The following is a 22,808-nucleotide window of genomic DNA, read 5'->3' on the forward strand; positions in this document are numbered from 1 at the left end:
GCCTTAAGCTTGGTAAGCCAAGCGAGCTGAAAAGTAAATATGGCGGTGTGGCGGAATTGGCAGACGCGTCAGACTCAAAATCTGGTGTCCATTACGGACGTATCGGTTCGACCCCGATCACCGCTATTTTTAATCGCTTCAGCAACTGAAGCGGTTTTTTCTTGCTTAGTGCAAGGGCAGCGGGGCTGCATATTTACTTTTAGCATTATGGCGGTGTGGCGGAATTGGCAGACGCGTCAGACTCAAAATCTGGTGTCCATTACGGACGTATCGGTTCGACCCCGATCACCGCTATCTTTTTAAACGACTCAGGCAACTGGGTCGTTTTTTCTTTGCTTTTTGCCAGCAATGTTTATGTTTTCTATTAAGTTTTCTTGCGGGCCGTGGTCACGGTTTGCACCTTGTTTGGCGATTCTCTATAATGTTCCTTAGTATGGAGGTAATTTATGAACATCGGCTTGTATACGGACACCTACTTTCCGCAGAACAGCGGCGTCGCGACTTCAATCAAGACCTTGAAGGAAGCCCTAGAGGCGCAGGGACACAACGTCTTTATTTTTACGACGACCGATCCCAACGTGGACAAGGATACGGTTGAAGCCAACATCTTCCGCTTCGGGTCCATCCCCTTCGTCGGCTTCTCCGAGCGGCGGATTGCCCTGCGGGGGCTTTTTGAGGCGACCCGGGTGGCTAAGGAAGTCAACTTGGACATCGTCCATACCCAAACCGAGTTCTCCATGGGAATGATCGGCAAGTACGTTGCCCACCAGTTGGGTATCCCCGCCATCCACACCTACCACACCATGTACGAGGACTACCTGCACTACGTCTTGAACGGGCACCTGCTCAAGCCGGTCCACGTCAAGCAGTTCACCAAGGCCTACTTGAAGAACATGGACGGGGTCATCGCGCCTTCCAAGCGGGTAGAGAAGCTGCTGGCCCGCTACGGGGTGGAGATCCCAGTGAGGGTGATTCCTACTGGCGTAGACGTGGGTGCCATCAGCGGCCCTGTAAAAGGCGATCTGCGCGAGAAATTGGGGATAGACCCGCAGGCGCCGGTAATGCTGACTCTGGGCCGGGTAGCCGCGGAAAAGAAAATCGACCGGATCCTGCGGATCATGCCGGAGCTTTTGGAAGAATTTCCTGACCTGGTCTACGTCATCGCGGGCGATGGCCCGGATGTGGACGTCTTAAAGGACCAGGTAGAGCGGCTCACCTTGGAGGACAGCGTGATTTTTGCCGGAAACGTGGCCCATGAAGAGGTCGGCAGCTACTACAAGATGGCGGACCTCTTCGTGTCCGCCAGCGACACGGAAACCCAGGGCTTGACCTACATTGAGGCCTTAGGCTCCGGCACTCGCTGCGTGGTCTACAAGACCGACTACACGGAAGGGGTCTTTGATGATCCGATCTACGGCATGACCTTTGAAACGCCGCGGGAAATGGAAGAGCAGATCTTGGCTTACCTGCGCGCTGGCCGCCAGCACGTGCCCGCGGACCTGCTGGCCAAGAAGATGACGGAGATCTCCGCCAGCCACTTTGCCAGTGAGGTTTGCAAGTTTTACCAGTATGCAATCGACAACTATCAATTAAGCGAGGCAGCACATGATCAGAATTAACATGTTTTCGCAGGCAGACTCAGTTGCCGGCCAAGGGGTTGGCGCGGCTTATGAGGAGCTGATCCGCCTGCTCAGAACCCGCCTGGTCGATGACTTCTACGTCACGATCAACCGCTATGGCGCAAGCGACTTGACCCACTATCACACGATCAACCCGACCTACTATGCCAACAGCTTTTCTCCGGCCCGCGGCCGCAAGATCGGCTACGTCCACTTTTTGCCGGATACCCTGGAGGGGTCGATCAAGCTGCCAGGGATGGCTAAGGAGGTCTTCTACAAGTACGTCATCGACTTCTACAAGCGGATGGACCAGATCGTGGTCGTCAACCCGATCTTCATAGACAAGCTGGCCGATTACGGAATTGACCGCGACAAGGTCCGCTACATCCCTAACTTCGTGGCCAAGAGCGAATTCTATGAGGAATCCCAGGCCAAAAAGAACGCCGTCAGAAAGGAGCTGGGACTGCCGCTGGACCAGTTCGTCGTCTTTGGCGACGGGCAGGTGCAAGCGAGAAAGGGCGTGGATGATTTTGCCAAGCTGGCTCTGGCCAACCCGGACATCCAGTTCATCTGGGCCGGCGGCTTCTCTTTCGGGCCAATCACTGACGGCTACGACCACTTCAAGAAGCTGGTCGACAATCCGCCGCAGAACCTCAAGTTCACGGGCATCATTGACCGGGAAAAGCTGGTTGACTACTTGAACGTGGCGGACTTGTTCCTGCTGCCGTCATTTGACGAGCTCTTCCCGATGTCCGTCTTGGAGGCCTTCAGTTGCGGGACGCCAGTCCTTTTGCGGGATTTGGACCTCTACCGGGCGATCATTGATGGCTATTACATGTCCGGCAAGGACTTCGTGGAGCTGAACACGCGCCTGCGCTTTGCCAAGGAGCACCCAGAAATCCTGGCCCAGTACCAGGACTTGTCAAGAGCGGCCAGTGCCCAGTATTCTGAAGACCACCTGACGGAGATTTGGCGCGACTTTTACCAAGAACAGTACAAGTTGGGCCGGGAGCTTGGACAGATTCGCTATGAATAAGAAAGAATGGTGGGGGGTTCTGGTCGTCTTGGCGGTCAGTGCCCTCGTTTTATATCTCGATTTAAAAAATACGCCCGTTGCCACTTTGCTGGCGGCGGCCTCAAAGATCGTTCCCTGGCGCCTGCTGCTGACCTTTTTGGCCATGTTCCTGTCCTTTGTCTGCGAAGCAGGAATTCTGCGGGTCTTGGCGGAAAAGCCTGGCGCGGCCAAGCGCTCTTGGTGGTCCTACCAGCGGATCCCGCTGATTCAGGCCCTGTTTAACGGGATCACCCCAATGGCTACGGGCGGGCAGCCTTCACAGCTGGCAGCCATGGTCGAAATGGGGATGAAAGGGGGACGGGCCACGTCCTTGCTGATGATGAAGTTCATCATCTACCAGCTGGTGGTCCTGTTTGCCTACCTGACTTCCTTTATTTTTGGCTTCAGACTGGTCGCCACTAAATTCGCCGGCCTGGCCGTCTTTATCCTCTTGGGCTTCTTGATGCACTTGTCATCGATCATCCTGCTGCTGGTGGCCATGTTTGCCCATGACTGGTGCCGCAAGGCCGTTGCTTGGTGCATGCGGCTTTTGCGCAAGTTTATGAAAAAAGCAACCGTCGACAAGCTGGAGCGGGGGACCCTGGACCAGGTTGAGGCCTTCTACCGGGAAAGCCAGGTTCTCAAGCAGGAGAAGCGGAAACTGGCTGCCGCCACGGCTTTGACGGTAGTCCAGCTGCTCTTGTACTACTCGATCCCTTATCTGACCCTGTGGTCCCTGGGGCTTTCAGCCTCTTGGGCCAACGTCACTTTGATGACGATCATGATCATCATGTTCATGGCCGTCATTCCGCTGCCAGGGGCCAGCGGGGGCGCGGAATTCAGCTTCCAGACCCTGTTTGCATCATTTATCGACCAATCAGGAACCCTGGTCCTGGCCATGTTCATCTGGCGTTTCGCGACCTACTTCTTCGGCATGCTTCTGGGCGTCATCGGCTGGACCTTCAAGCCCAAGAAGCTGCAGGACGCGGATTAGCTTAGAAAGGCGGCTGCTATGGAGAAAATCAAACGCGCCGGCACTTGGCTGCGCGAATCGAAGACCGGCTTTTTCGTGCTGATCGTGCTGTTTTACTGGCTTAAGACCTATGGGATCTACCTGACCAAGTTTACCTTGGGGGCAGCGGGCCCCATGCAGCAGTTCCTGCTCTTGCTTAACCCTATCCCGTCAGGGATGCTCTTGCTGGGGCTGGGAATGTTGCTGAAGGGGCGCAAGTCTTACTGGACCATGATCGTCATCGACTTCCTGCTGGCGACCTGGCTGTTTGCCAATATCTTGTACTACCGGGAGTTCTCCAACTTCCTGTCCTTCTCGCTCATGCAGAACTCAGGGGCAGCTTCGGAGAACTTGGGCAAAAGCATTGCCGGCATCATCAAGCCGACTGACTTTCTGGCCTTTCTAGACCCGATCGTCATGACCCTCCTGCTTGCCTGCAAGGTTATTAAGATGGATCTGAAGCCGCAGAGCTGGCAGCTCAAGACCTTGATTGAGGTCCTGGCCCTGATCTTGATGGGGGTCAACCTGCTTTTGGCCCAGCATGATCGCTCCGGCCTATTGACGCGGACTTTTGACAACAACTATATCGTCAAGTACCTGGGGATCAATGAATACGCGGTCTATGACGGGATCAAGACGGTCCAGACCAATGCCCAGATGGCCAACGCCAAGAGCTCGGATCTGGCGGCCGTCAAGAAGTACCTCAAGCAGAACCGCGTGGCGCCAAATGCCCAATACACGGGCGTGGCCAAGGGCAAGGACGTGATCATGATCCACCTGGAGTCCTTCCAGCAGTTTCTGATTGACTACAAGTGGAAGGGCAAGGAGGTCACCCCCAACCTGAACAAGCTCTACCACGCCAAGGATACCCTGGCTTTTGACAACTTCTTCAACCAGGTCGGCCAGGGGAAGACCTCGGACGCGGAAATGATGCTGGAAAACTCCCTCTTCGGGGTGCAGAGCGGGTCGGCCATGACGACCTATGGGACCAGCAATGTCTTTGAATCCATGCCGGCCATCCTCAAGCAAAAGGGCGGCTATACGACAGCCGTCATGCACGGGGGCAGCGGGAGCTTCTGGAACCGGAACAACGCCTACAAGTCCTTTGGCTACCAGTACTTCATGTCCTTGAACTACTACAATTACCAGAATTCCTGGTACCTGGGCTACGGCTTGAAGGACAAGATCTTCCTCAAACAGTCGGCCAAGTATATCGCTGAATTGCCCCAGCCTTTTTATTTGAAGCTGATCACTGTCACCAACCACTACCCATATGACCTGGACAAACAGAACGCGTCCATTGCCAAGACGGACACCAACGACAACACGGTCGATGGCTACGTGCAGACGGCCCACTACCTGGACCAGGCCATCGGCGAGTTCATGGCCTGGCTGAAGCGGACCGGCCTGGACAAAAAGACCCTGCTGGTCTTCTACGGGGACCACTACGGGATTTCCAACAACCACAACGAGGCCATGGCCATCTTGACCGGCAAGAAGTCCTATGGGGAGTTTGATGACCAGCAGCAGCAAAGGGTGCCGCTGATGATCCATGCCGCTGGCTTGAAGGGCGGGATCAAGCACGTTTATGGCGGCGAGATCGACGTGATGCCGACGCTGCTGAACCTGCTTGGCATCAAGAGCAATGACCTGATGCTGTTTGGTCATGACCTGCTCAGCCGGCAGAACCCCCAGCTCGTTGCCCAGAGAAACGGCAACTACATTTCGCCTGAGTTTACCAAGGTGGCTTCGTCCTACTACTACACCAAGACCGGCCGCCGGGTCAAAAACGAGCAGGATCTGGCCAAGGCCAAGCTGCTGGGCAACCGGGCCCTGGCGCAATTGTCCCTGTCGGACCGGGTGATGACCGGCAACCTGCTGCGCTTCTACAAGCCAAGCTGGTTTAAGACCACCAAGGCAGAAGACTACGACTACAACAAGGCTGACGCTTTAGCCAAGCTGGAAAAAGGCAGCCACGAAAAGTCGACCTTAAAGAGCCAGCTGGGCAAGAAGAAGGACGCCGAGGCCCTCTACAAGACCGATGCCCCGGAACTGCGGCAGTCCAGCAAGAAAAAGGCAAAATAAGGCAAAAATCGCCGGCATTCACCTGTTAATTGATGCCAAGCTATGATAAACTAGTTTAGTAACTGTAGAATAAATTGGAGGCAGTGCATTGTACAACTTTATTATGACGCTGTTGATCATTGTTTCAGTGCTGATTATTTTTGCGACAATGATGCAACCACAGAAGCAGCAAGATGCCTTGAACGCTTTGTCAGGCGGTGCCGTATTCAGCGGCCAGACCAAGAAGCGGGGCTTTGAAGCCTTTATGGAAAAGGTGACCTCAGTATTGTTGGTCCTGTTCTTCGCTTTTTCGATTATTTTGGCAATTCTGTCTTCTAAATAATCCCAGAACCTCCCGATCGCCAGATGGGAGGCTCTTTTTTTAACTTAAAGCTGGAAATGGAGTAATTCAATGACCCAAAACGAAACCGTATTGGCGGGCATTTTAGAAATTTTTCGCCACAATCCCCAGAAGCAGTTCAAGGTAGACCAGATTGAAAAAATGGCCCGCCGCAGCCACTTGGGGAGCTTTACCGACCAGGTCAAGGCCTTGGCCTACCTGGAACATGAAAAGAAGATCATCACCGATGGCAACGGCCGCTACCAGCTGGCCCAGGAAAACACCATCGTGGAAGGGGTCTTCCGCGCCAACGACAAGGGCTTTGGCTTTGTCCGCCTGGACGAGGAAGACGCTGATGACGTCTTTATCAGCTCTGACTTCACCAAATTGGCCCTGGACGGCGACCGGGTCAAGGTCAAGATCACCGCTGGCGGCAACCCTTGGAACGGCAAGGGGCCTGAAGGGCAGGTCGTACAGATTCTGGAGCGGGGCGTCGATGCCATTGTCGGCGAGTACACGCCTTTGGAAGACATCCAGGTCAAGCTCAGCCACTTTGCCGGCTATGTCACTTCCACCAACAAGAAGTTCAAGCAATACAAGGTCTACGTGTCAGAAAACGGGCTGATCCCGCAATTGGGCGACATGGTCAAGGTCTCCATCAAGGACTATCCGTCTGAAGACTTGCCAGACCGGATGACCGGGGCCGTGGTCAAGATCATCGGCAACAAGAACGATCCAGGCGTTGACATCATGTCCATCGTGGCTGAGCACGACATCAGAGTCGACTGGCCGCAGGATGCCCTGGACCAGGCCAATGCCATCCCGGACCACGTGCTGCCGGAAGAGAAGCAGGAGCCAGGCCGCTGGGACATTACCGACCAGCCAGCCGTAACGATTGACGGCGACGACTCCAAGGACTTTGACGACGCGGTCGTCTTGTGGAAACTGGACAACGGCAACTACCACTTGGGCGTGCACATCGCCGACGTGGCCCACTACGTCAAGGAAGGGACGCCTTTGGACCGGGAAGCCTTTGCCCGGGGCAACTCAACCTACCTGGTTGACCGGGTCATCCCGATGCTGCCATTCCGCCTGTCCAACGGGATCTGTTCCTTGAACGAAGGCGTTGACCGCTTGGTTTTGTCCTGCGACATGGAAATCACGCCTAACGGCGAGCGGGTCAGCTATGACATCCACCCGTCCGTCATGCGCTCCCACGGCCGCTTGACCTACAACAAGGTCAACCAGGCCCTGAAAGAGGACGTGCCTGACAGCGACTTGGAAGAGAAGTACGTTAAGGTCCGGCCAATGCTCAAGGAAATGGCCCAGCTGCACGAAGCCCTGTACCAGCAGCGTCATGCCCGCGGGGCCATCGACTTTGAAGAGCCGGAGGCCAAGATCATCGTCGATGAAAAAGGCAAGCCAGTCGACATCGTCCTGCGCAACCGGGGCACGGCCGAAAAGATGATCGAATCCTTCATGCTGATGGCCAACGAAACGGTGGCTGAAGCCTACTTCAAGAAGCACGTGCCCTTCCTCTACCGGGTGCACGAAACGCCAGAAGCTGACCGGATTACCAGCTTCTTTGAATTCTGCGGGGCTTTCGGCCTGAACGTCAAGGCTGATCCAAACGACGTGAAGCCTAAGGACTTGCAGAACATCGTCACCAAGACCCTGGGCACCCCGGAAGAGGCCGTGGTCCAGATGATGATGCTGCGCAGCCTGAAGCAGGCCCACTACTCAGAAGACCCGCTGGGCCACTTTGGGATCGCGGCCAAGTACTACACCCACTTTACGTCGCCAATCCGCCGCTACTCAGACACCATGGTTCACCGGATGATCCATGCCTACCTGGAAGAAGGCACTGGCGAAAAGGTGCAGCAGCACTTTGCTTCTGAATTGCCAGACGTAGCGGACCAGACCTCTACCCAAGAGCGGCGGTCAATCGATACCGAACGGGCCACCAACGACTTGAAGATGACCGAATACATGGCTGACCAGGTCGGCAACAAGTTCGACGCCGTCGTCTCTTCAGTCACCAGCTTTGGGATGTTCGTCCAACTGGAAAACACCGTGGAAGGCCTGATCCACATTTCCAACCTGACTGACGACTACTACACTTATGACGAAAAGCGGATGACCTTGACCGGCCGGACCAACCACAAGCAGTTCAAGGTGGGGATGCCAATCAAGGTGGTCTTGATCAACGCCAACGTTGAGCAGCACCAGCTGGACTTTGAGATTGACGACCCAGAAGCCAAGAAGCGCCCGCGCGGCGACCGGGGGCAAAACCGCCGCGGGGGCCGCGCTGGCGGCAACGGCGGCAAGGGTCGGCGCAATTACGGCAGCTACCGCGACAAGAGCGGGGACCGGCGCCATAAGCCAAGCAAGAACAACCGCGGCCAGCGCCTGCGCCAAAGCGAGAGCCGGGGGCGCAAGCGGCCAAGCCACTAAAGCGGAAAGACGGTGAACATTGATGAAGAAAAAAGGCACTGAAGAAAACCTCCTTGCCCAAAACCGCCAGGCCCGGCATGACTACTTTATCAAGGAGACCTATGAAGCCGGGATTGCCCTGACGGGGACGGAAATCAAGTCCGTGCGCGCCCGCCGGATCACCTTGCGGGATGGCTACGTGCAGATCATCAACGGGTCCGCTTTCTTGGAAAACGTGCATATTGCCGAGTACAAGGAAGGGAACCGCTGGAACCATGATCCCCTCCGCAGTCGCCGCCTGCTGCTGCACAAGAAGGAAATCCGCAAGCTGGCGGAAGCCAAGGCCCAGCAGGGGATGACCATCGTGCCGCTGAAGGTCTACCTCAAGCATGGCTTTGCCAAGGTCCTGATTGGCGTGGCCCAAGGGAAGAAGGACTACGACAAGCGCGAAAGCATCAAGAAGCGCGATCAGGACCGGGAATTGCGGCGCAAGTACCGGATTTAGCAGAAATAAGTCTATAGACGCAATAAACAGGTTCAGAACCACAGATTCTGGACCTGTTTTTGCATTTGCTTTTGTATATGCCGCGGTGCTTGTGAACGTTTCGAGCAAGCGAAATTTCTTTCAGATAAATTGAAAAAATGTAAGAAATTCGTTTCGCGTTTTCGGACTAGGCCAATTGCCTGTAAAAGGAACAAGGACTATAAAACCAGGCAGGTCATGGCTTTAGCCACTTGGCGCCAGTGAGAAAAAAACTGAAATATATTTCGGCAAAATGAAACAAATATCAAATGCTGAAATTTGATACGTTCTTTCAGAAAACGCTTCACATCCGTGGAAACGGTGTCATAATAACAATTGAAAGTTAGCTCACAAAGTATTGAGGAAAAGCTTTGCCGGCTGGCTGAAAAAACAGATCGCTGTGACGGCGAAATGTGTATTAGGAAAAAGTTCTGTTAGTAATAAAAATAAAGGAGCAATTACTTTATTATGTCAGACAAGAAGTTTTCAGTAGTTATCGCGGGTGGTGGGAGCACCTTCACGCCAGGCTTTGTAATCAGCCTCTGCGCGAACCAAGATAAATTCCCGTTGAGGAAGCTCAAGCTCTACGATATCGATGCTGAACGGCAGAAGAAGATCGGCGATGCTTGCGCGATCATCATGAAGGAAAAGGAGCCTGGCGTTGAATTTGAATACACCACGGATCCTGAAGAAGCCTTCACGGACGTTGACTTTGTCTTGGGGTCGATTCGGGTCGGCAAGTACGAAATGCGCAGCCACGATGAAAAGATTCCTTTGAAATACGGGGTCAACGGCCAGGAGACGACCGGCCCCGGAGGCATGGCTTATGGCTTGCGTTCCATCCCAGCCATCATCCAAATCATCGACTACATGGAGAAGTATTCGCCAAACGCTTGGATGGTCAACTACTCAAACACGATCGCCATCGTTTCAGAAGCTTGCCGGCGCTTCCGGCCAAATGCCAAGATCATCAACATCTGCGACATGCCAATCGACGACATGGGCCGGATGGCAGCCATCGTTGGCTTGAACTCCTACAAGGATTTGGACTTCACCTACTATGGCTTGAACCACTTCGGCTGGTGGAAGGGCGTTAGAAACAAGAAGACCGGCGAAGACTTGATGCCGCGGCTGAAGGAATACGTCAAGGACAACGGCTACTACGTTGGCGGGGACTTTGACAAGGAAACCGAAGCCAGCTGGGTTGCAACCTTCAAGAAGGTCAAGGACTGCTATGCCATGGATCCGACAACTTTGCCGAACAACTACATGCAGTACTACTACTTCCCGAAGTATGAAGTTGACAATGCCAACCCGCACTACACCAGAACCGATGAAATTCTGGAGTATCGGCAAAAGATCGTCTTCGGCGAATGCGAGCGGATCGTTAAGGAAGGCACGGCCAAGGGCAACCTTTGGGAAAGCGCGGTGCACTCCAACTACATCATTGACATCTGCCACGCGATTGCCTTCAACACCCACGAGAAGTTCCTGGCCAACATTCCAAACAATGGGGCCATCTCCAACTTCCCAGACGACGCGATCGTCGAGGTTCCTTGCCTCTTCGGTGCTGACGGCGTTCAGCCAATCTGCGTCGGCCCTGCCGGTCGCTTCCAATTAGGCTTGATGATGGAACAGGTTACCTGCGAAAAGCTGGTCGTTGATGCTTACGAGCAAAAGTCTTACATCAAGATGCTCCAAGCCTTCGCCTTGAACAAGACTGTTCCAGACGCCACGATCGCCAAGAAGATCTTGGATGACATGATGGTCGTCAACAAGCCTTACTGGCCAGACTTGAAATAAGTCGGAATGAATTGAAATAAAAATCAATATAAATCTAATAAGCAATGTAGAAGAGGACCTAGTCAAATTCGAAATTTGCTAAGGTCGCTTTTTTGAAGGGAGGAAATTGCTTATGATGCAGAAACTGCAGCGATTCGGTGCGGCAATGTTCGTGCCAGTCTTGCTCTTCTCGTTCTCAGGTATTGTGGTTGCCTTGACGAGTTTGCTTAACAACCCAGCCATCTTTGGTGGGCTGGCCAACCCTAATACCTTTTGGTACGGCTTCTGGGACACGATCCAGCAAGGTGGCTGGACGGTCTTCAACCAGGTAGACGTCCTGTTCGTCGTCGGTCTGCCAATCGGCTTGGCCAAGAAGGCCCAAGGGCGGGCAGCCATGGAATCATTGGTTACCTACTGGACCTTTAACTACTTTATCGCTGGCTTCCTGACCCACTGGGGCTCATTCTTTGGGATCAAGGACTTTGCCAACACCCAAATCGTAGCTAACGCTACTAACCAAGGTTTGAACATGATCGGTGGTATCAAGACTTTGGACACCAGTATCGTTGGTTCCCTGGTTATCGCCGGCATTGTTGTCTGGCTGCACAACCGCTACTTTGACAAGAAATTGCCAGAATGGCTTGGTACTTTCCAAGGTTCAGCCTACGTCGTAATCTTGGGCTTCATCACGATGTTCCCAGTTGCCTTCCTGACCTGCTTGGTATGGCCAAAGGTACAAATGGGCATCACTGCTTTGCAAGACTTCATGGCCCACAGTGGCTTGATCGGGATCTGGATCTTCAACTTCCTGAACAGAGTCTTGATTCCAACTGGCTTGCACCACTTGGTCTACATTCCATTCCAATACGGCCCAGCCGTAGTTGCTGGTGGTCTGCAACCATGGTGGCTGAAGCACTTGACTGAATTTGCCGAATCAACTAAGTCCCTGCGGACTTTGGCACCAAACATGGGCTTCATGCTTTACGGTAACGAAAAGGTCTTCCTGGTTCCAGCTATCTGCTTGGCCTTCATGCACACTGCCAAGAAGAACAAGAAGAATCAGACCAAGGCTTTGCTGATTCCTGCCGCTTTGACTTCATTCCTGGCCGGGATTACCGAACCAGTTGACTTTACTTACCTGTTTGCTGCGCCAATCCTTTGGGTAATCTACTCAGTCATTGCTGCCACGATGAACACCACGATGTACATCTTCGGGGTTTCTGGTCAAATGACTGACGGTGCGATCGGGATTGCCTCAATGAACTGGCTGCCGCTTTGGGCTAACCACTGGCACCAATACTTGGCCCAATTCATTATCGGGATTATCTACGCCGTAATCATCTACTTCATCTTCAAGTTCATGATCGTCAAGTACAACTACCTGACTCCAGGCCGTGAAGCTGACGACCAAGACGTAAAGCTGTTGAGCAAGAAGGAATACAAGGAAGCCAAGGCTGCTGAAAAGGCTGCCGAAGCTGCCGGTGAAAACTCAAACGACCCATACATTGCCAGAGCTACTGCCTACACTACTCTGCTTGGCGGGCCAGAAAACATTGCTGAAATTACTTCATGCGCGACCCGTCTGCGGATCACGGTCAAGGACCCATCAAAGGTTGGTCCGGACGCTGCCTTCAAGAAGAACAAGGCAGTTGGGGTTGTCCGTCACGGGGATGCCCTGCAAGTTATCGTCGGCTTGGACGTAGCCCAAGTTCTGGAAAGAATTGAAGCCATCATCGCTGACAGCGGCAGCACGGTCAAGAAGACTGAAGCTGACCCAGATGAAGAGCGGGCTACCGGCTACCTGGACCTGCTGGGTGGCAAGGGCAACATCAAGGACCTGATTTCATGCTCAACTAGAGTAAGAGTCCACGTCTTTGACCCAAGCAAGGTTGCTTCAGAAGCCGAATTCAAGGAGGTCGGCGCTAGCGCCCTGCAAAAGAAGGAAAACAACGAATTTGACATCGTTGACGGCATCAATGTTGAACGCGTCATCGAAAAGATGAAGGAATTGATGTAGACCAATTGCCTAAAAGCGACAAATCTGCGGCACGGTCTATGAAAGCGATACCTGTTGACTGCAAAACGTGCTATTCTATAAAGATGAGAATCATTCCAGTCTGAGTTCTTTTTAATAATCTATCGGTTATAGTGACTTGGGACTGCGAAGACAGCTTTTATAGAAGAGGTAAGTTTTGTATGGCAGGTATTAGAGCTAAAATTTATGACCACGCGGGAGATTTGAATCCTTCTGACAAGAAAGTATTGAATTATCTTTTGGATAATGCCCAGGCTTGCAGTGAGCTTAGCTTGACTAAGCTCGCTGCCAAGCTGTATGTATCAGAATCAGCCATTTTCCGCTTATGCAAGAAAATTGGCTTGAGCGGGTATAGTGAATTGAAGTATGAGCTGGCGGAATTGTCCCGGGGTGAAAGTCAGGGAGCTAAGCTGCAGGAGACTTTTATCAACCGGCTGACGAAAAATATCCGTGCCGAAATCGCCTACTTTAAGACCCTGGATTTGGAGAAATTCTATCAGAGCCTGCGCGAGGCCAACAACGTTTACATTTACACGACAGGCTGGCAGCAGCACTCAATTGCCACTTATATGTCCCACCAGCTTCTGGTGAACACCAATAAGCCGACCATCGTCTTGCCATCCGCGATTGATGAGCTGAAGATGTCCCGGCAGTGGCTGAAGGCTGATGACCTCCTGTTCGTAATCTCCTTCTCCGGGGAAAACAAGGAATTGTGCGATGAGCTGGAAGAGCTGCGGATCCTGAATGACCGCTTCCGCCTGACTTCCCTGACCATCATCAAGGAGAACCGGCTGGCCAGCCTGTCAGACTACAGCCTCTTCTTCCAGCCAAGTCTATATACCGAAGAGAGTCACAATGACTCGCAAAAATGGGCCTTCAGCCCGGCCTATATGCTCGTTGATCTGATGATCAACGGATACAACAACTGGCTGAATAAGAAAGGAGAATAAGCCATGCGGCAGAAAACAGCAAATTTGCTGGACAGATTTACCAGGTCAGCAGGCCTGAGTCCGAAAAGAGTGGTGAAGATATATACTTTGATCCTCTTCTTTGCCCCCTTGCTTTACCTGGTTTTGCTTGAAATCAGGGCAACCGCGGCCAAGGAAACCATCTTCAAGTTTGTTGCTTCCAGTCCGTATATGGGCGTCTCCTTGATCGTGGCGGCCTGCGACTTTCTCCTGGGCTACCTCTGCTGGCTCAACAGCGGGGAGCTCTTGGAGAACCGTCGCAGCTACGTCCGCTTCATGAAGCTGCAGCTGTGGAGTCAGCTTCTGGTAGGCAATTGGGTTTGCCTGCTCTTCGCCGTCCTCGGTCTGCGCCGCCAAGGCGACGTGGCCAGCAAGCAGGAACAAGAAAGAAGCCAGATAGTTTCATTAGCCTATGTGGTCTTTGGCTTGTTCGCAATCTGTTTTGTCTTTTATTTAATTCTCGTCATTAAGTCAATGAAAGGTTAGTTGATATCGATGTTTAATTTCTTCAAAAAAGGCCACAAGAGTAGCGACAGTGCCGCTTCAGTCATCAAGGCGCCAGTAGACGGCGACTTGATCCCAATCACTGAAGTTTCAGATGACGTCTTCTCCCAAAAGATGCTGGGCGATGGCTTCGCGGTTAAGCCAAGTTCCAAGGAAATCTTTGCTCCAGTGGATGGCAAGATCTCGACGCTGTTTCCAACCAAGCATGCCATTGGGATCACGACCAAGGAGGGGCTGGAAATCCTGCTCCACCTTGGGATTGACACCGTGGAACTGAAGGGCGAGCCATTTGAAGTACATGTTGCTCAAGATGACGAAGTCAAGGCTGGGCAAAAGCTGATTGACATGGACATCGATGCAGTGACCAAGAGTGGCCGCGACAACACGGTCATCGTGGTCTACACCAACATGGACAAGTTGAAGGAAGTCAAAGATGTCAACCCACGCAAAGTTGCCCACGGTGACGACGCGCAAGAAATTGTCTACAATGACGAAGACTAGCAATTAGCTCTAAGTTGATTTTGGGCAGCAATGCCTGAACAAATCCTCACTTAAAGTACAATCACGAGATGTACAGCTAAACTTATTAAATTAACTCCTCATAAAAACACTTTTCTTATTTCTCACTTCTCTCATTATTTGGAAAGGAGCGTTCCGCTTGGCAAGACATTGACCTTGAAGAGGGACACGCCTTGAGCACCCATCTAGCTTAGATGGGTGTTTTTGTGTGTGCTTGATTTTTGAAACCCGCGTCAGTTGGGTACTTTTCGGGAATCAGATATAAAAAATGCCTAATCGACCTCATCCCCGCACACTCGTTTCCAATGCAAGCCAAAAAGTTGACCGGATTTTTCAAATTACCGGCAGATGAAAGCGCTATGCGCTTCTTGCAAATCGTGTTATCATTTTCAGTAGAGATTAATTTGAGGTGAGAGTTCTGATGCATGAAAAAGCAGCTAAGCCAATGCAATTTTTGAAGATCTATTGTCTGATCTTGTTCTTTATTCCATCGTTTTACATTCTGTGCTTGGAAGTGGGGGCCAGAATCGCGGGCAAGACGTTGTTTGCCTACGCGGACGCCAGTCCTTTGATTGCCGCAATCTTGATCAGCGGGGCCTGTGACTTCCTGCTCAGCGTGATTTCCTGGCTGGACTGGAACCGGCTGACCAAGACCCGGGACAATTATGTCCGCTTCATGCAGCTGCAGGTGGCCAGCCAATTGCTGACTGGAAACCTGCTCTGCTTAGTCCTGGCCATTTTGGGCCTGCGGCAGGGCAAAGACGTGGCGGGCCAGGGCAAGGTGCCAAGCCAGGCGGTGGCGATTGCCTACTTCTGCCTGGCCATGGCCATCATCTGCGGTGGCTTTTATCTGTCTTTCCTGCTTAGGGGCTAAGAAATTTTTAGACAAGCAAACATGATCCGGAGTTGAACGCTTGCTCATTGGAGCAAACGCTCAACTCTTTTTTTGCAAAGAAAAAAGCCGCAGTTGTTCGAACCGCGGCTTTCGCATTGACTTACAGCTGCTTCTTCATCAGCTGGTGGGTGATGCCGGCTTCCATGAAGGGCTCGCCTGCTGTTTCATAGCCATTGGCCAGGTAAAAAGGGATGGCTTGGGCCTGGGCGTGCAGGTAGACGGCGTCAGCCAGACCATGGCTTTTGACGTACTGCTCAATGGCGGCCATCATCCTGGAAGCCAGGCCTTGGCGGCGGGCAGCCTTTTGCACGGCCACGCGGCCGATCAGATATTTGCCGTCCTCCAAGAAGAAGCGGGCCGCGGCCAGGGCATCAGTTGCCTCATCATTCAAGAGAAAGACGTGGTAGGCCTCAAGGTCGGCGTCATCCAGCTCCGGGACGGTGATCTTTTGCTCGGCGACGAAAACCTCATCGCGGATCCGGGAGAGGCAGAAGACTTCGCGGGGACTCAATTCGGAAAAATGCTTGACTTGAATTGCGGACATGATGGACTCCTTAAGCTAATTTTAATTTTGATAAGAAGAATTGTAGCATCGCCGCGAGTTTTTGGCAAAAAAGTACTTTCCGCCATCAGGGCTGCTAGTTATCATAGCAAAAAATCGAATCTTTCAATTTGTTTACAGCGGTTGAGCCACTAGACCTAGTGTGCTATAAAGTAGATACCCACTAAATTTTGAGTTTAGCGTAGAAAACGCTGCTCAAGCAGCTTAGCAAATGCAATTGTTAAATCAATGACTGTTAATTGATGAGGTGAATCATGTCAGAATTAGTGATCAAAGACCTGCATGTCAGCATCGCGGGCAAGGAGATCCTGCAAGGGGTCAATCTCAAGCTGAAAACCGGCGAAATCCATGCCATCATGGGGCCAAACGGGACCGGGAAGTCCACTTTGTCTGAGTCCATCATGGGCAATCCCGCCTACACGGTGACCCAGGGGAGCGTGACTTTGGACGGGAAAAATCTCCTGGACATGACCGTTGACGAGCGGGCTCGAGCCGGTCTGTTTTTGGCTATGCAATACCCAGCTGAAATCCCCGGCATCACCAATGCCGAGTTCATCCACGGGGCCATCAACGCCAGACGCCCGGAAGATGATGCCCTGCCAATGCGGGACTTTTTAAAGGAGCTCTATGAAAACATGCAGTTCCTGGACATGAAGCTGGAAATGAGCCAGCGCTATCTCAACCACGGCTTTTCCGGCGGTGAGAAAAAGCGCAACGAAATTCTCCAGATGATGATGATCAAGCCCAAGTTCGCCGTTTTGGACGAAATCGACTCCGGCCTGGACATCGATGCCTTAAAGGTTGTCTCCCGCGGCATCAACAAGATGCGCGGCAAGGACTTTGGCGCCTTGATGATCACCCACTACCAAAGACTGCTGGACTACGTGGTGCCTGACGTCGTGCATGTCATGATGGGCGGCCGGGTGGTCGCTGAAGGCGGGCCAGAGCTGGCCAAGCGCCTGGAAACGGAAGGCTACAGCAAGCTGCGCGACGAGCTGGGCCTGAAGATTGAGCTGACGGATGAAGACGTCTGAGGAGGCCGCGATGGAAGAAGCACTTTGGTTTAAAGGCATCCAGGCCAAGGCGGCCGCGCTGGCGCCGACGCTCAAGCGGCCCGTTTTTGACAAGATCGACTCCCGCGACTGGGATTTGGAATTAGGGGCCAGAGACCAGACTGATCCGGAATTGGCCATTCCCCCTGAATTTGCCCACCAGCAGCTGCTGCAGGTAGGCTCCTTGACCCGGTCCCGGAACTTGTGCGAAGACTTGCGCGCCCAAGGCGTGATCGTCTGCGACTGGGCCGAGGCCTTGGAAAAGCATGGGGACTTGCTGCAGAAATACTTTGGCCAGGCCGTGCCCATCGATGAGAACCGCCTGACCGCCGAGCATGCCGCCAGCATCAACAACGGGATCCTGGTCTACGTGCCCAAGAACGTGGCCGTCAAAGAGCCAATTACGGTGGCATACCTGCAAGATGCCAGCAAGAAGCAGGACTTCGTGGAACACGTGATGCTGATCGCGGACGTGAATTCGTCCGTGTCCTATATGGAAAGCCTGGCCACGATTGGCGCTGAGGCCAATACGGCCAGCATCGTCGTTGAAGTCATCGCCCGCGCCGGCAGTCAAGTCAAGTATGCCGGCATCGACCGCCTGGGCCAAAAGACCACGGCCTACATCAAGCGCGTGGCCAAGATCAGCCAGGACGCCAAGGTCGACTGGGCCCTGGGGATGCTGAGCGACGGCAAGATCCTGGGCGACTTTGACTCCAACTTGATCGGGACCGGGTCCAAGGCCGACATGAACATTATCGCCATTACCATCGGCGACCAGATCCAAGGCCTGAACACGGTCGTCAACAACTACGGGAGAAAGTCGGTCGGCCACATCCTCCAGCACGGGGTTATCCTGCAGCGGTCAAGCCTGATTTTTGACGGGATCGGGCACGTGATGAAGGGGGCCAAGGGGGCTGACGCCCAGCAGGAAAACCGGGTCTTGATGCTGTCAAGAGCGGCCAGGGGGGATGCCAACCCGATCTTGCTGATCGATGACAATGACGTGTTTGCCGGGCACGCGGCCAGCGTTGGCCGGGTCGACGAGCAGCAGCTCTATTACTTGATGAGCCGGGGCATCCCCAAGAAGACGGCGGAGCGCTTAGTCATCCGCGGCTTCCTGGGGCCGGTCCTGACCCGGGTTCCATCGGCAGACGTGCGCCAGCGCTTGTTTGCCATGGTAGAAAGAAAGCTGATTGATGGACAGGACATGGAATAATTGCAGAAATGACTTCCCGCTGCTGCAGGAAAAAGTCAATGATGAGCCCTTGGTCTATCTGGACAATGCCGCGACGACCCAGAAGCCCCGCAGCGTGATCCAGGCCAGCACGGACTTTTATGAGCATTTCAACGCCAATATCTACCGGGGCGTGCATACCTTGAGCCAGCGGGCCACCGCGGCTTATGAGGCAGTGCGCCGGGAGGCGGCGGAGTTCATTGGGGCCAAAAGCAGCGCTGAGATTGTCTTCACCAAGGGAACGACCGACTCCTTGAATATGGTGGCCTTTGGCTGGGCTCTGCATAGATTGGGGCCGGGCGATGAAATCGCGGTCTCGCCAGCCGAGCACCACAGCAACCTGGTCCCATGGCAGCAGGTGGCCAAGCTAACCGGCGCCCATCTGGTCTACCTGCCCTTAGCGGATGACGGTCAGCTTGATCTGGGCCTGGCCAGGGTCTTGATTGACGACCGGACCAAGCTGGTGGCCCTGGCCCAGGTGACCAATGTCTTGGGCACGATCGTGCCCATCAAGGAAGTGGCCAAAATCGCCCACCAGCACGGGGCCAAGATCGTGGTCGACGGCGCCCAGGCGGCTGGCCACCTGCCAGTGGACGTTCAGGACCTGGATGCTGACTTTTATGCCTTCTCCGGCCACAAGATGCTGGCCCAGACTGGCGTTGGCGTCTTATACGGCAAGTATGATCTGCTTGAGCAGCTGACCCCCTTTGAATTTGGCGGGGAAATGATCGACAGCGTCGGGCTGGACGAGGCAACTTTTAAGGAGCCGCCCCTCAAGTTTGAGGCCGGGACCCAGAATATCTCCGGCGTCTTGTCCTTGGGCGCGGCGATCAACTACCTGTTGGCAATTGGCCAAGAAGAAATTGCCCGCCGCGAGCAGGAATTGACCCAAGACTTGCTGAAGCAGCTGACCGGCCTGTCCGGCGTGACGGTCTATGGGCCAAAAATCGGCACCCCCCGCGGTCCGATCGTGTCCTTCAACCTGGACGGGGTGCACCCGCATGACCTGGCTACGGCGCTGGACCTGCAGGGCATCGCCATCCGGGCGGGCCACCACTGCGCCCAGCCCCTGCTGGCCTGGCTTGGCTGCTCAGCCACGGCCCGGGCCAGCCTGGCCTTGTACAACAATGAAGAAGATCTTGCCGCCCTGGTCAAGGGCGTGGAAAATGCAAAGGAGTTTTTTGCCCATGGGCTTGGAAAAATTGAATAACCTGTACCGGGATCTGCTGCTGGACTACGCGAACCATCCCAAGCATGCCAAGCTCCTGCCGGATGCCAGCCGCGAGCTGACCCTGCACAATACGACCTGCGGTGACAGCCTGCACTTGACGGCGGTCATCAAGGACCAGACCATTGCGCAAATCGGCTACCAGGCCGCCGGCTGCACGATCTCCCAGGCTTCAGCCTCCATCATGAGCGAGGCGGTCTTGGGCAAGAAGACCAGTGAGGCCCAGCGGATGACGCTGGCTTTTTCAAAAATGACGCTGGGGGAGGAATTGAGCCCGCAGGAGCAGGATTTGCTGGGCGACGCGACCCTGCTTAGCGGGGTAGCCCAGTTCCCGGCCCGGATCAAGTGCGCCACGATGGCTTGGAAGGCCATCTACCAGCTAGTTGAAGAATGCCAGGAGGATAAGCATGAGTGAGCTTGAACAAGATGAAACCCTGCGGTCTTTGGACCATGAATACGAATACGGCTTTAAGGACGACGTCAAGCCGGTCTACACGACGGGGGAGGGCTTAAGCGAAGCGGTCGTCCGCCAGATTTCCGCGGCCAAGCATGAGCCGGACTGGATGCTGGACTTTCGCCTGCAGGCCTACCGGACTTACCAGCAGCTGCCCATGCCCAAGTTTGGGCCGGACCTGTCAGCCATCGACTTTGACCATTTGAACTACTTCCGCCGCGATGCCAATGAGGCGGTCCGGTCATGGGATGAGGTGCCGGACAAGATCAAAGAGACTTTTGAAAAACTGGGGGTTCCCCAGGCTGAGCGCCAGTATCTGGCCGGATCTTCAGCCCAGTATGAGTCAGAAGTCGTCTACCACAACATCAAAAAAGACCTGGCTCGCCAGGGCGTCCTCTTCATGTCGACCGACGCGGCGGTCCAGGTGGTGCCGGACTTGGTGAAAAAATACTTCGGCAAGCTGGTCAAGCCCAGCGACAACAAGATGGCAGCCCTGAACTCCGCCGTTTGGTCCGGTGGGACCTTTATCTACGTGCCTAAGGGGGTTCAGGCTCGGGTGCCGATTCAGAGCTACTTCCGGATCAACGCGGGCAACTCCGGTCAGTTTGAGCGGACGCTGATTATCGTGGATGAAGGCGGGAGCGTCAACTATGTTGAGGGATGCACCGCGCCGACTTACTCGCGCGACTCTCTGCACGCGGCGGTGGTTGAAGTCAACGTTCTTAAGGACGCCTACTGCCGCTACACCACCATCCAGAACTGGTCAGACAACGTCTACAGCCTGGAAACCAAGCGGGCCCAGGCGCTGGAAAATGCCACGATGGAGTGGGTTGACGGAAATCTTGGCTCCAAGGTCACGATGAAGTACCCAAGCGTCTACTTGAACGGGAAGCATGCCCGCGGGACCATGCTGTCGATTGCTTTTGCCGGCTGCGACGTAAACGGGCAGGGGATTGACTCTGATACCGGAGCCAAAATGATCCACAACGCGCCAAACACGACCAGCTCGATCGTGTCCAAGTCCCTGTGCAAGGACGGCGGGCGGGTGGACTACCGCGGCCAGGTCCGCTTCAACCCGGACAGCGATGGCTCTTTGGCCCACGTTGAATGCGACACGATCATCATGGACGACAAGTCGGCCTCAAATACGATTCCCTACAACGAGATCCTGTGCGGGAACGTGTCCATGGAGCACGAGGCTAAGGTCTCCAAGATTTCGGAAGAGCAGCTCTACTACTTGGAGAGCCGGGGCATTCCGGAGCGCAAGGCGACGGAAATGATCGTCATGGGCTTCCTGGAGCCGTTTACCAAGAAGCTGCCAATGGAATACGCCGTTGAGCTCAACCGCTTGATCGAATACCAAATGGCCGGAAGCATCGGCTAAACAGATGAATCCTGATAAAACAAAAACGCTGCCAGAACAACGAAGGTTGCTCCGGCAGCGTTTTTAACTAGCCGCTAAGGACTCAAGCTCCAAAATCTGGTCGGCAATGGCCAGAGTCGACTTGCGGTGGGAGAGTCTTGTCCTTGGCTGCTTCTTTCAGGGACTTGAGGATGATCCCCTCGTTCAAGGCATCCAGGTTGGCCGTGATTTCGTCCAGCAGCATGAACTGGCCGCCATGAAAAAGTCGTGGGCGATGCCGATCCGCTGCTTTTGCCCGTCCGACAGGCTGGTGGACAGGGCGCTTAAGGCAGAGACGGGGCCAAATGAGGACAGCATGGCGACCACAGCTAAGACGAACTTGCTCAGGCTGGCCCGACCGGCATTGAACTTCGCGGCCTGGCTGGCAATGAAGCTGATCATGACGATTGTCGTCAAAGCCGCGATGGCGATTGGGGAGACCGTGTGGGCGTAGTAGACTTCCAGAAGCTCGATGTCGCTGTTGATCAGGCTGATCAAGTCCCCCTTGTCCACGAAAGTTCTTAATGAAGAAATAACCGGATAAGATCAGGCCAAAAAATAATTTGTAAAAAAATCAGGAAAAAATTCGCAACAAAAAGCGCAATTTACGAACAATAATTTCGTATTTTGCCAAATCGCGGAAAATGAACAAGAAAAAGTTCGCGTCGGCCAAAAGCGATTTGTCACAACGCGGCCGCGCGTTCACTTATTAAACCGAATGAAAATCCAAATTTGACGAAAGAAAAAACACGAGTATACTAATATTTGTTGCCGCGCGAGACACGAAGTTCTCACGGAGGCACGAAAAAATAAATCAAAAAACTTGTTGACAAATTCTTAACAAGCGAGTAAGATATAAAACGTTGCGTCGCCGAGAGGCAAGCAACAAGTTGGTACTTTGAAAACTGAACAAAGTTTCGCAGTGTGCGGGTTCAATATTTGAATCCAAACAAATAAGCGAAGTCAATTCGCAAGCAATAATCTGGAGCAGATTAAAAAAGGCTCATTTTCAAAATGAGAGTTTGATCCTGGCTCAGGACGAACGCTGGCGGCGTGCCTAATACATGCAAGTCGAGCGAGCTGAATTCAAGGATCCCTTCGGGGTGACTTGTTGGACGCGAGCGGCGG

21 protein-coding genes, 2 tRNA genes and 1 rRNA gene are annotated in these 22,808 nt (G+C 53.7%); 21 read left to right on the forward strand and 3 right to left on the reverse strand.

The window, feature by feature from the left end; all coding sequences use genetic code 11:
* Positions 1–41: 41 nt before the first annotated feature.
* From FYJ62_RS08400 to FYJ62_RS08470, 15 genes are all read left to right on the forward strand, one after another.
* Positions 42–126, forward strand: a tRNA-Leu gene (locus FYJ62_RS08400).
* 83 nt (positions 127–209) lie between these two features.
* Positions 210–294, forward strand: a tRNA-Leu gene (locus FYJ62_RS08405).
* A 152-nt stretch (positions 295–446) separates the two neighbouring features.
* Positions 447–1,619: a glycosyltransferase family 4 protein gene (locus tag FYJ62_RS08410; RefSeq protein WP_154549243.1), complete on the forward strand. Its 1,173-nt coding sequence runs from the start codon at positions 447–449 to the stop codon at positions 1,617–1,619.
* Entirely contained in the window at positions 1,606–2,655 is a 1,050-nt protein-coding gene (locus FYJ62_RS08415) for a glycosyltransferase family 4 protein (RefSeq protein ID WP_154549244.1), read from the forward strand. The genes FYJ62_RS08410 and FYJ62_RS08415 overlap by 14 nt, the downstream gene beginning before the upstream one ends.
* Entirely contained in the window at positions 2,648–3,667 is a 1,020-nt protein-coding gene (locus tag FYJ62_RS08420; protein ID WP_154549245.1) for a lysylphosphatidylglycerol synthase transmembrane domain-containing protein, read from the forward strand. Before FYJ62_RS08415 ends, FYJ62_RS08420 begins: the two co-directional genes overlap by 8 nt.
* A gap of 18 nt (positions 3,668–3,685) precedes the next feature.
* Positions 3,686–5,770: an LTA synthase family protein gene (locus tag FYJ62_RS08425; RefSeq protein ID WP_154549246.1), complete on the forward strand. Its 2,085-nt coding sequence runs from the start codon at positions 3,686–3,688 to the stop codon at positions 5,768–5,770.
* A gap of 88 nt (positions 5,771–5,858) precedes the next feature.
* A complete protein-coding gene (gene secG, locus FYJ62_RS08430; RefSeq protein ID WP_154549247.1) occupies positions 5,859–6,092 on the forward strand; it encodes a preprotein translocase subunit SecG in 234 nt (77 codons plus the stop codon).
* Between the two features lie 69 nt (positions 6,093–6,161).
* Positions 6,162–8,543 carry a ribonuclease R gene (rnr, locus tag FYJ62_RS08435; RefSeq protein WP_154549248.1) on the forward strand — a complete coding sequence of 794 codons (2,382 nt, stop codon included), beginning with the start codon at positions 6,162–6,164 and terminating at the stop codon, positions 8,541–8,543.
* 22 nt (positions 8,544–8,565) lie between these two features.
* Positions 8,566–9,027, forward strand: coding sequence for an SsrA-binding protein SmpB (smpB, locus tag FYJ62_RS08440; RefSeq protein WP_154549249.1), 462 nt, complete (start codon positions 8,566–8,568; stop codon positions 9,025–9,027).
* Positions 9,028–9,513: 486 nt separating this feature from the next.
* Positions 9,514–10,848, forward strand: a complete 1,335-nt coding sequence (locus FYJ62_RS08445; RefSeq protein WP_154549250.1) for a family 4 glycosyl hydrolase — start codon at positions 9,514–9,516, stop codon at positions 10,846–10,848.
* Positions 10,849–10,960: 112 nt separating this feature from the next.
* On the forward strand, positions 10,961–12,844 hold the full coding sequence (locus FYJ62_RS08450) for an alpha-glucoside-specific PTS transporter subunit IIBC (RefSeq protein ID WP_154549251.1): 1,884 nt from the start codon (positions 10,961–10,963) through the stop codon (positions 12,842–12,844).
* 179 nt (positions 12,845–13,023) lie between these two features.
* A complete protein-coding gene (locus FYJ62_RS08455) occupies positions 13,024–13,812 on the forward strand; it encodes a MurR/RpiR family transcriptional regulator (RefSeq protein WP_154549252.1) in 789 nt (262 codons plus the stop codon).
* A 3-nt stretch (positions 13,813–13,815) separates the two neighbouring features.
* Positions 13,816–14,316, forward strand: a complete 501-nt coding sequence (locus FYJ62_RS08460; RefSeq protein WP_154549253.1) for a hypothetical protein — start codon at positions 13,816–13,818, stop codon at positions 14,314–14,316.
* A gap of 9 nt (positions 14,317–14,325) precedes the next feature.
* Complete coding sequence (locus tag FYJ62_RS08465; protein ID WP_154549255.1) at positions 14,326–14,835, forward strand: PTS sugar transporter subunit IIA; 510 nt, start codon at positions 14,326–14,328, stop codon at positions 14,833–14,835.
* A 439-nt stretch (positions 14,836–15,274) separates the two neighbouring features.
* Positions 15,275–15,727: a hypothetical protein gene (locus FYJ62_RS08470; RefSeq protein ID WP_154549256.1), complete on the forward strand. Its 453-nt coding sequence runs from the start codon at positions 15,275–15,277 to the stop codon at positions 15,725–15,727.
* Between the two features lie 121 nt (positions 15,728–15,848).
* On the opposite strand, the gene FYJ62_RS08475 is transcribed toward FYJ62_RS08470, so the two are convergent.
* Complete coding sequence (locus tag FYJ62_RS08475; RefSeq protein WP_154549257.1) at positions 15,849–16,292, reverse strand: GNAT family N-acetyltransferase; 444 nt, start codon at positions 16,290–16,292, stop codon at positions 15,849–15,851.
* Between the two features lie 272 nt (positions 16,293–16,564).
* Between FYJ62_RS08475 and sufC the strand changes: the two genes are divergently transcribed.
* From sufC to sufB, 5 genes are read left to right on the forward strand one after another with little or no spacing between them, the layout of a single operon-like run.
* Positions 16,565–17,344: a Fe-S cluster assembly ATPase SufC gene (sufC, locus tag FYJ62_RS08480; protein ID WP_154549259.1), complete on the forward strand. Its 780-nt coding sequence runs from the start codon at positions 16,565–16,567 to the stop codon at positions 17,342–17,344.
* 10 nt (positions 17,345–17,354) lie between these two features.
* On the forward strand, positions 17,355–18,578 hold the full coding sequence (gene sufD / locus FYJ62_RS08485; RefSeq protein WP_154549260.1) for a Fe-S cluster assembly protein SufD: 1,224 nt from the start codon (positions 17,355–17,357) through the stop codon (positions 18,576–18,578).
* The gene (locus tag FYJ62_RS08490) at positions 18,559–19,806 is read left to right on the forward strand and encodes a cysteine desulfurase (RefSeq protein WP_154549261.1); all 1,248 of its coding nucleotides are present in this window, start codon (positions 18,559–18,561) and stop codon (positions 19,804–19,806) included. Before sufD ends, FYJ62_RS08490 begins: the two co-directional genes overlap by 20 nt.
* A complete protein-coding gene (sufU, locus tag FYJ62_RS08495) occupies positions 19,784–20,239 on the forward strand; it encodes a Fe-S cluster assembly sulfur transfer protein SufU (protein ID WP_154549262.1) in 456 nt (151 codons plus the stop codon). Before FYJ62_RS08490 ends, sufU begins: the two co-directional genes overlap by 23 nt.
* Positions 20,232–21,662, forward strand: coding sequence for a Fe-S cluster assembly protein SufB (gene sufB, locus FYJ62_RS08500; RefSeq protein WP_154549263.1), 1,431 nt, complete (start codon positions 20,232–20,234; stop codon positions 21,660–21,662). Before sufU ends, sufB begins: the two co-directional genes overlap by 8 nt.
* Positions 21,663–21,744: 82 nt before the next feature.
* Here the strand turns inward: sufB and FYJ62_RS08505 are convergent, their stop codons facing one another.
* Together FYJ62_RS08505 and FYJ62_RS08510 are read right to left on the reverse strand one after the other, a co-directional pair.
* A complete protein-coding gene (locus tag FYJ62_RS08505; RefSeq protein ID WP_154549265.1) occupies positions 21,745–21,885 on the reverse strand; it encodes a hypothetical protein in 141 nt (46 codons plus the stop codon).
* Positions 21,846–22,193 (reverse strand): hypothetical protein, encoded by a 348-nt coding sequence (locus tag FYJ62_RS08510; RefSeq protein ID WP_154549266.1) that lies wholly within the window; start codon positions 22,191–22,193, stop codon positions 21,846–21,848. Before FYJ62_RS08510 ends, FYJ62_RS08505 begins: the two co-directional genes overlap by 40 nt.
* A gap of 497 nt (positions 22,194–22,690) precedes the next feature.
* Between FYJ62_RS08510 and FYJ62_RS08515 the strand changes: the two genes are divergently transcribed.
* Positions 22,691–22,808, forward strand: a 16S ribosomal RNA gene (locus tag FYJ62_RS08515); the annotation flags it as partial.

This window comes from Lactobacillus porci (genome assembly GCF_009695985.1).
GTDB lineage: Bacteria > Bacillota > Bacilli > Lactobacillales > Lactobacillaceae > Lactobacillus > Lactobacillus absianus.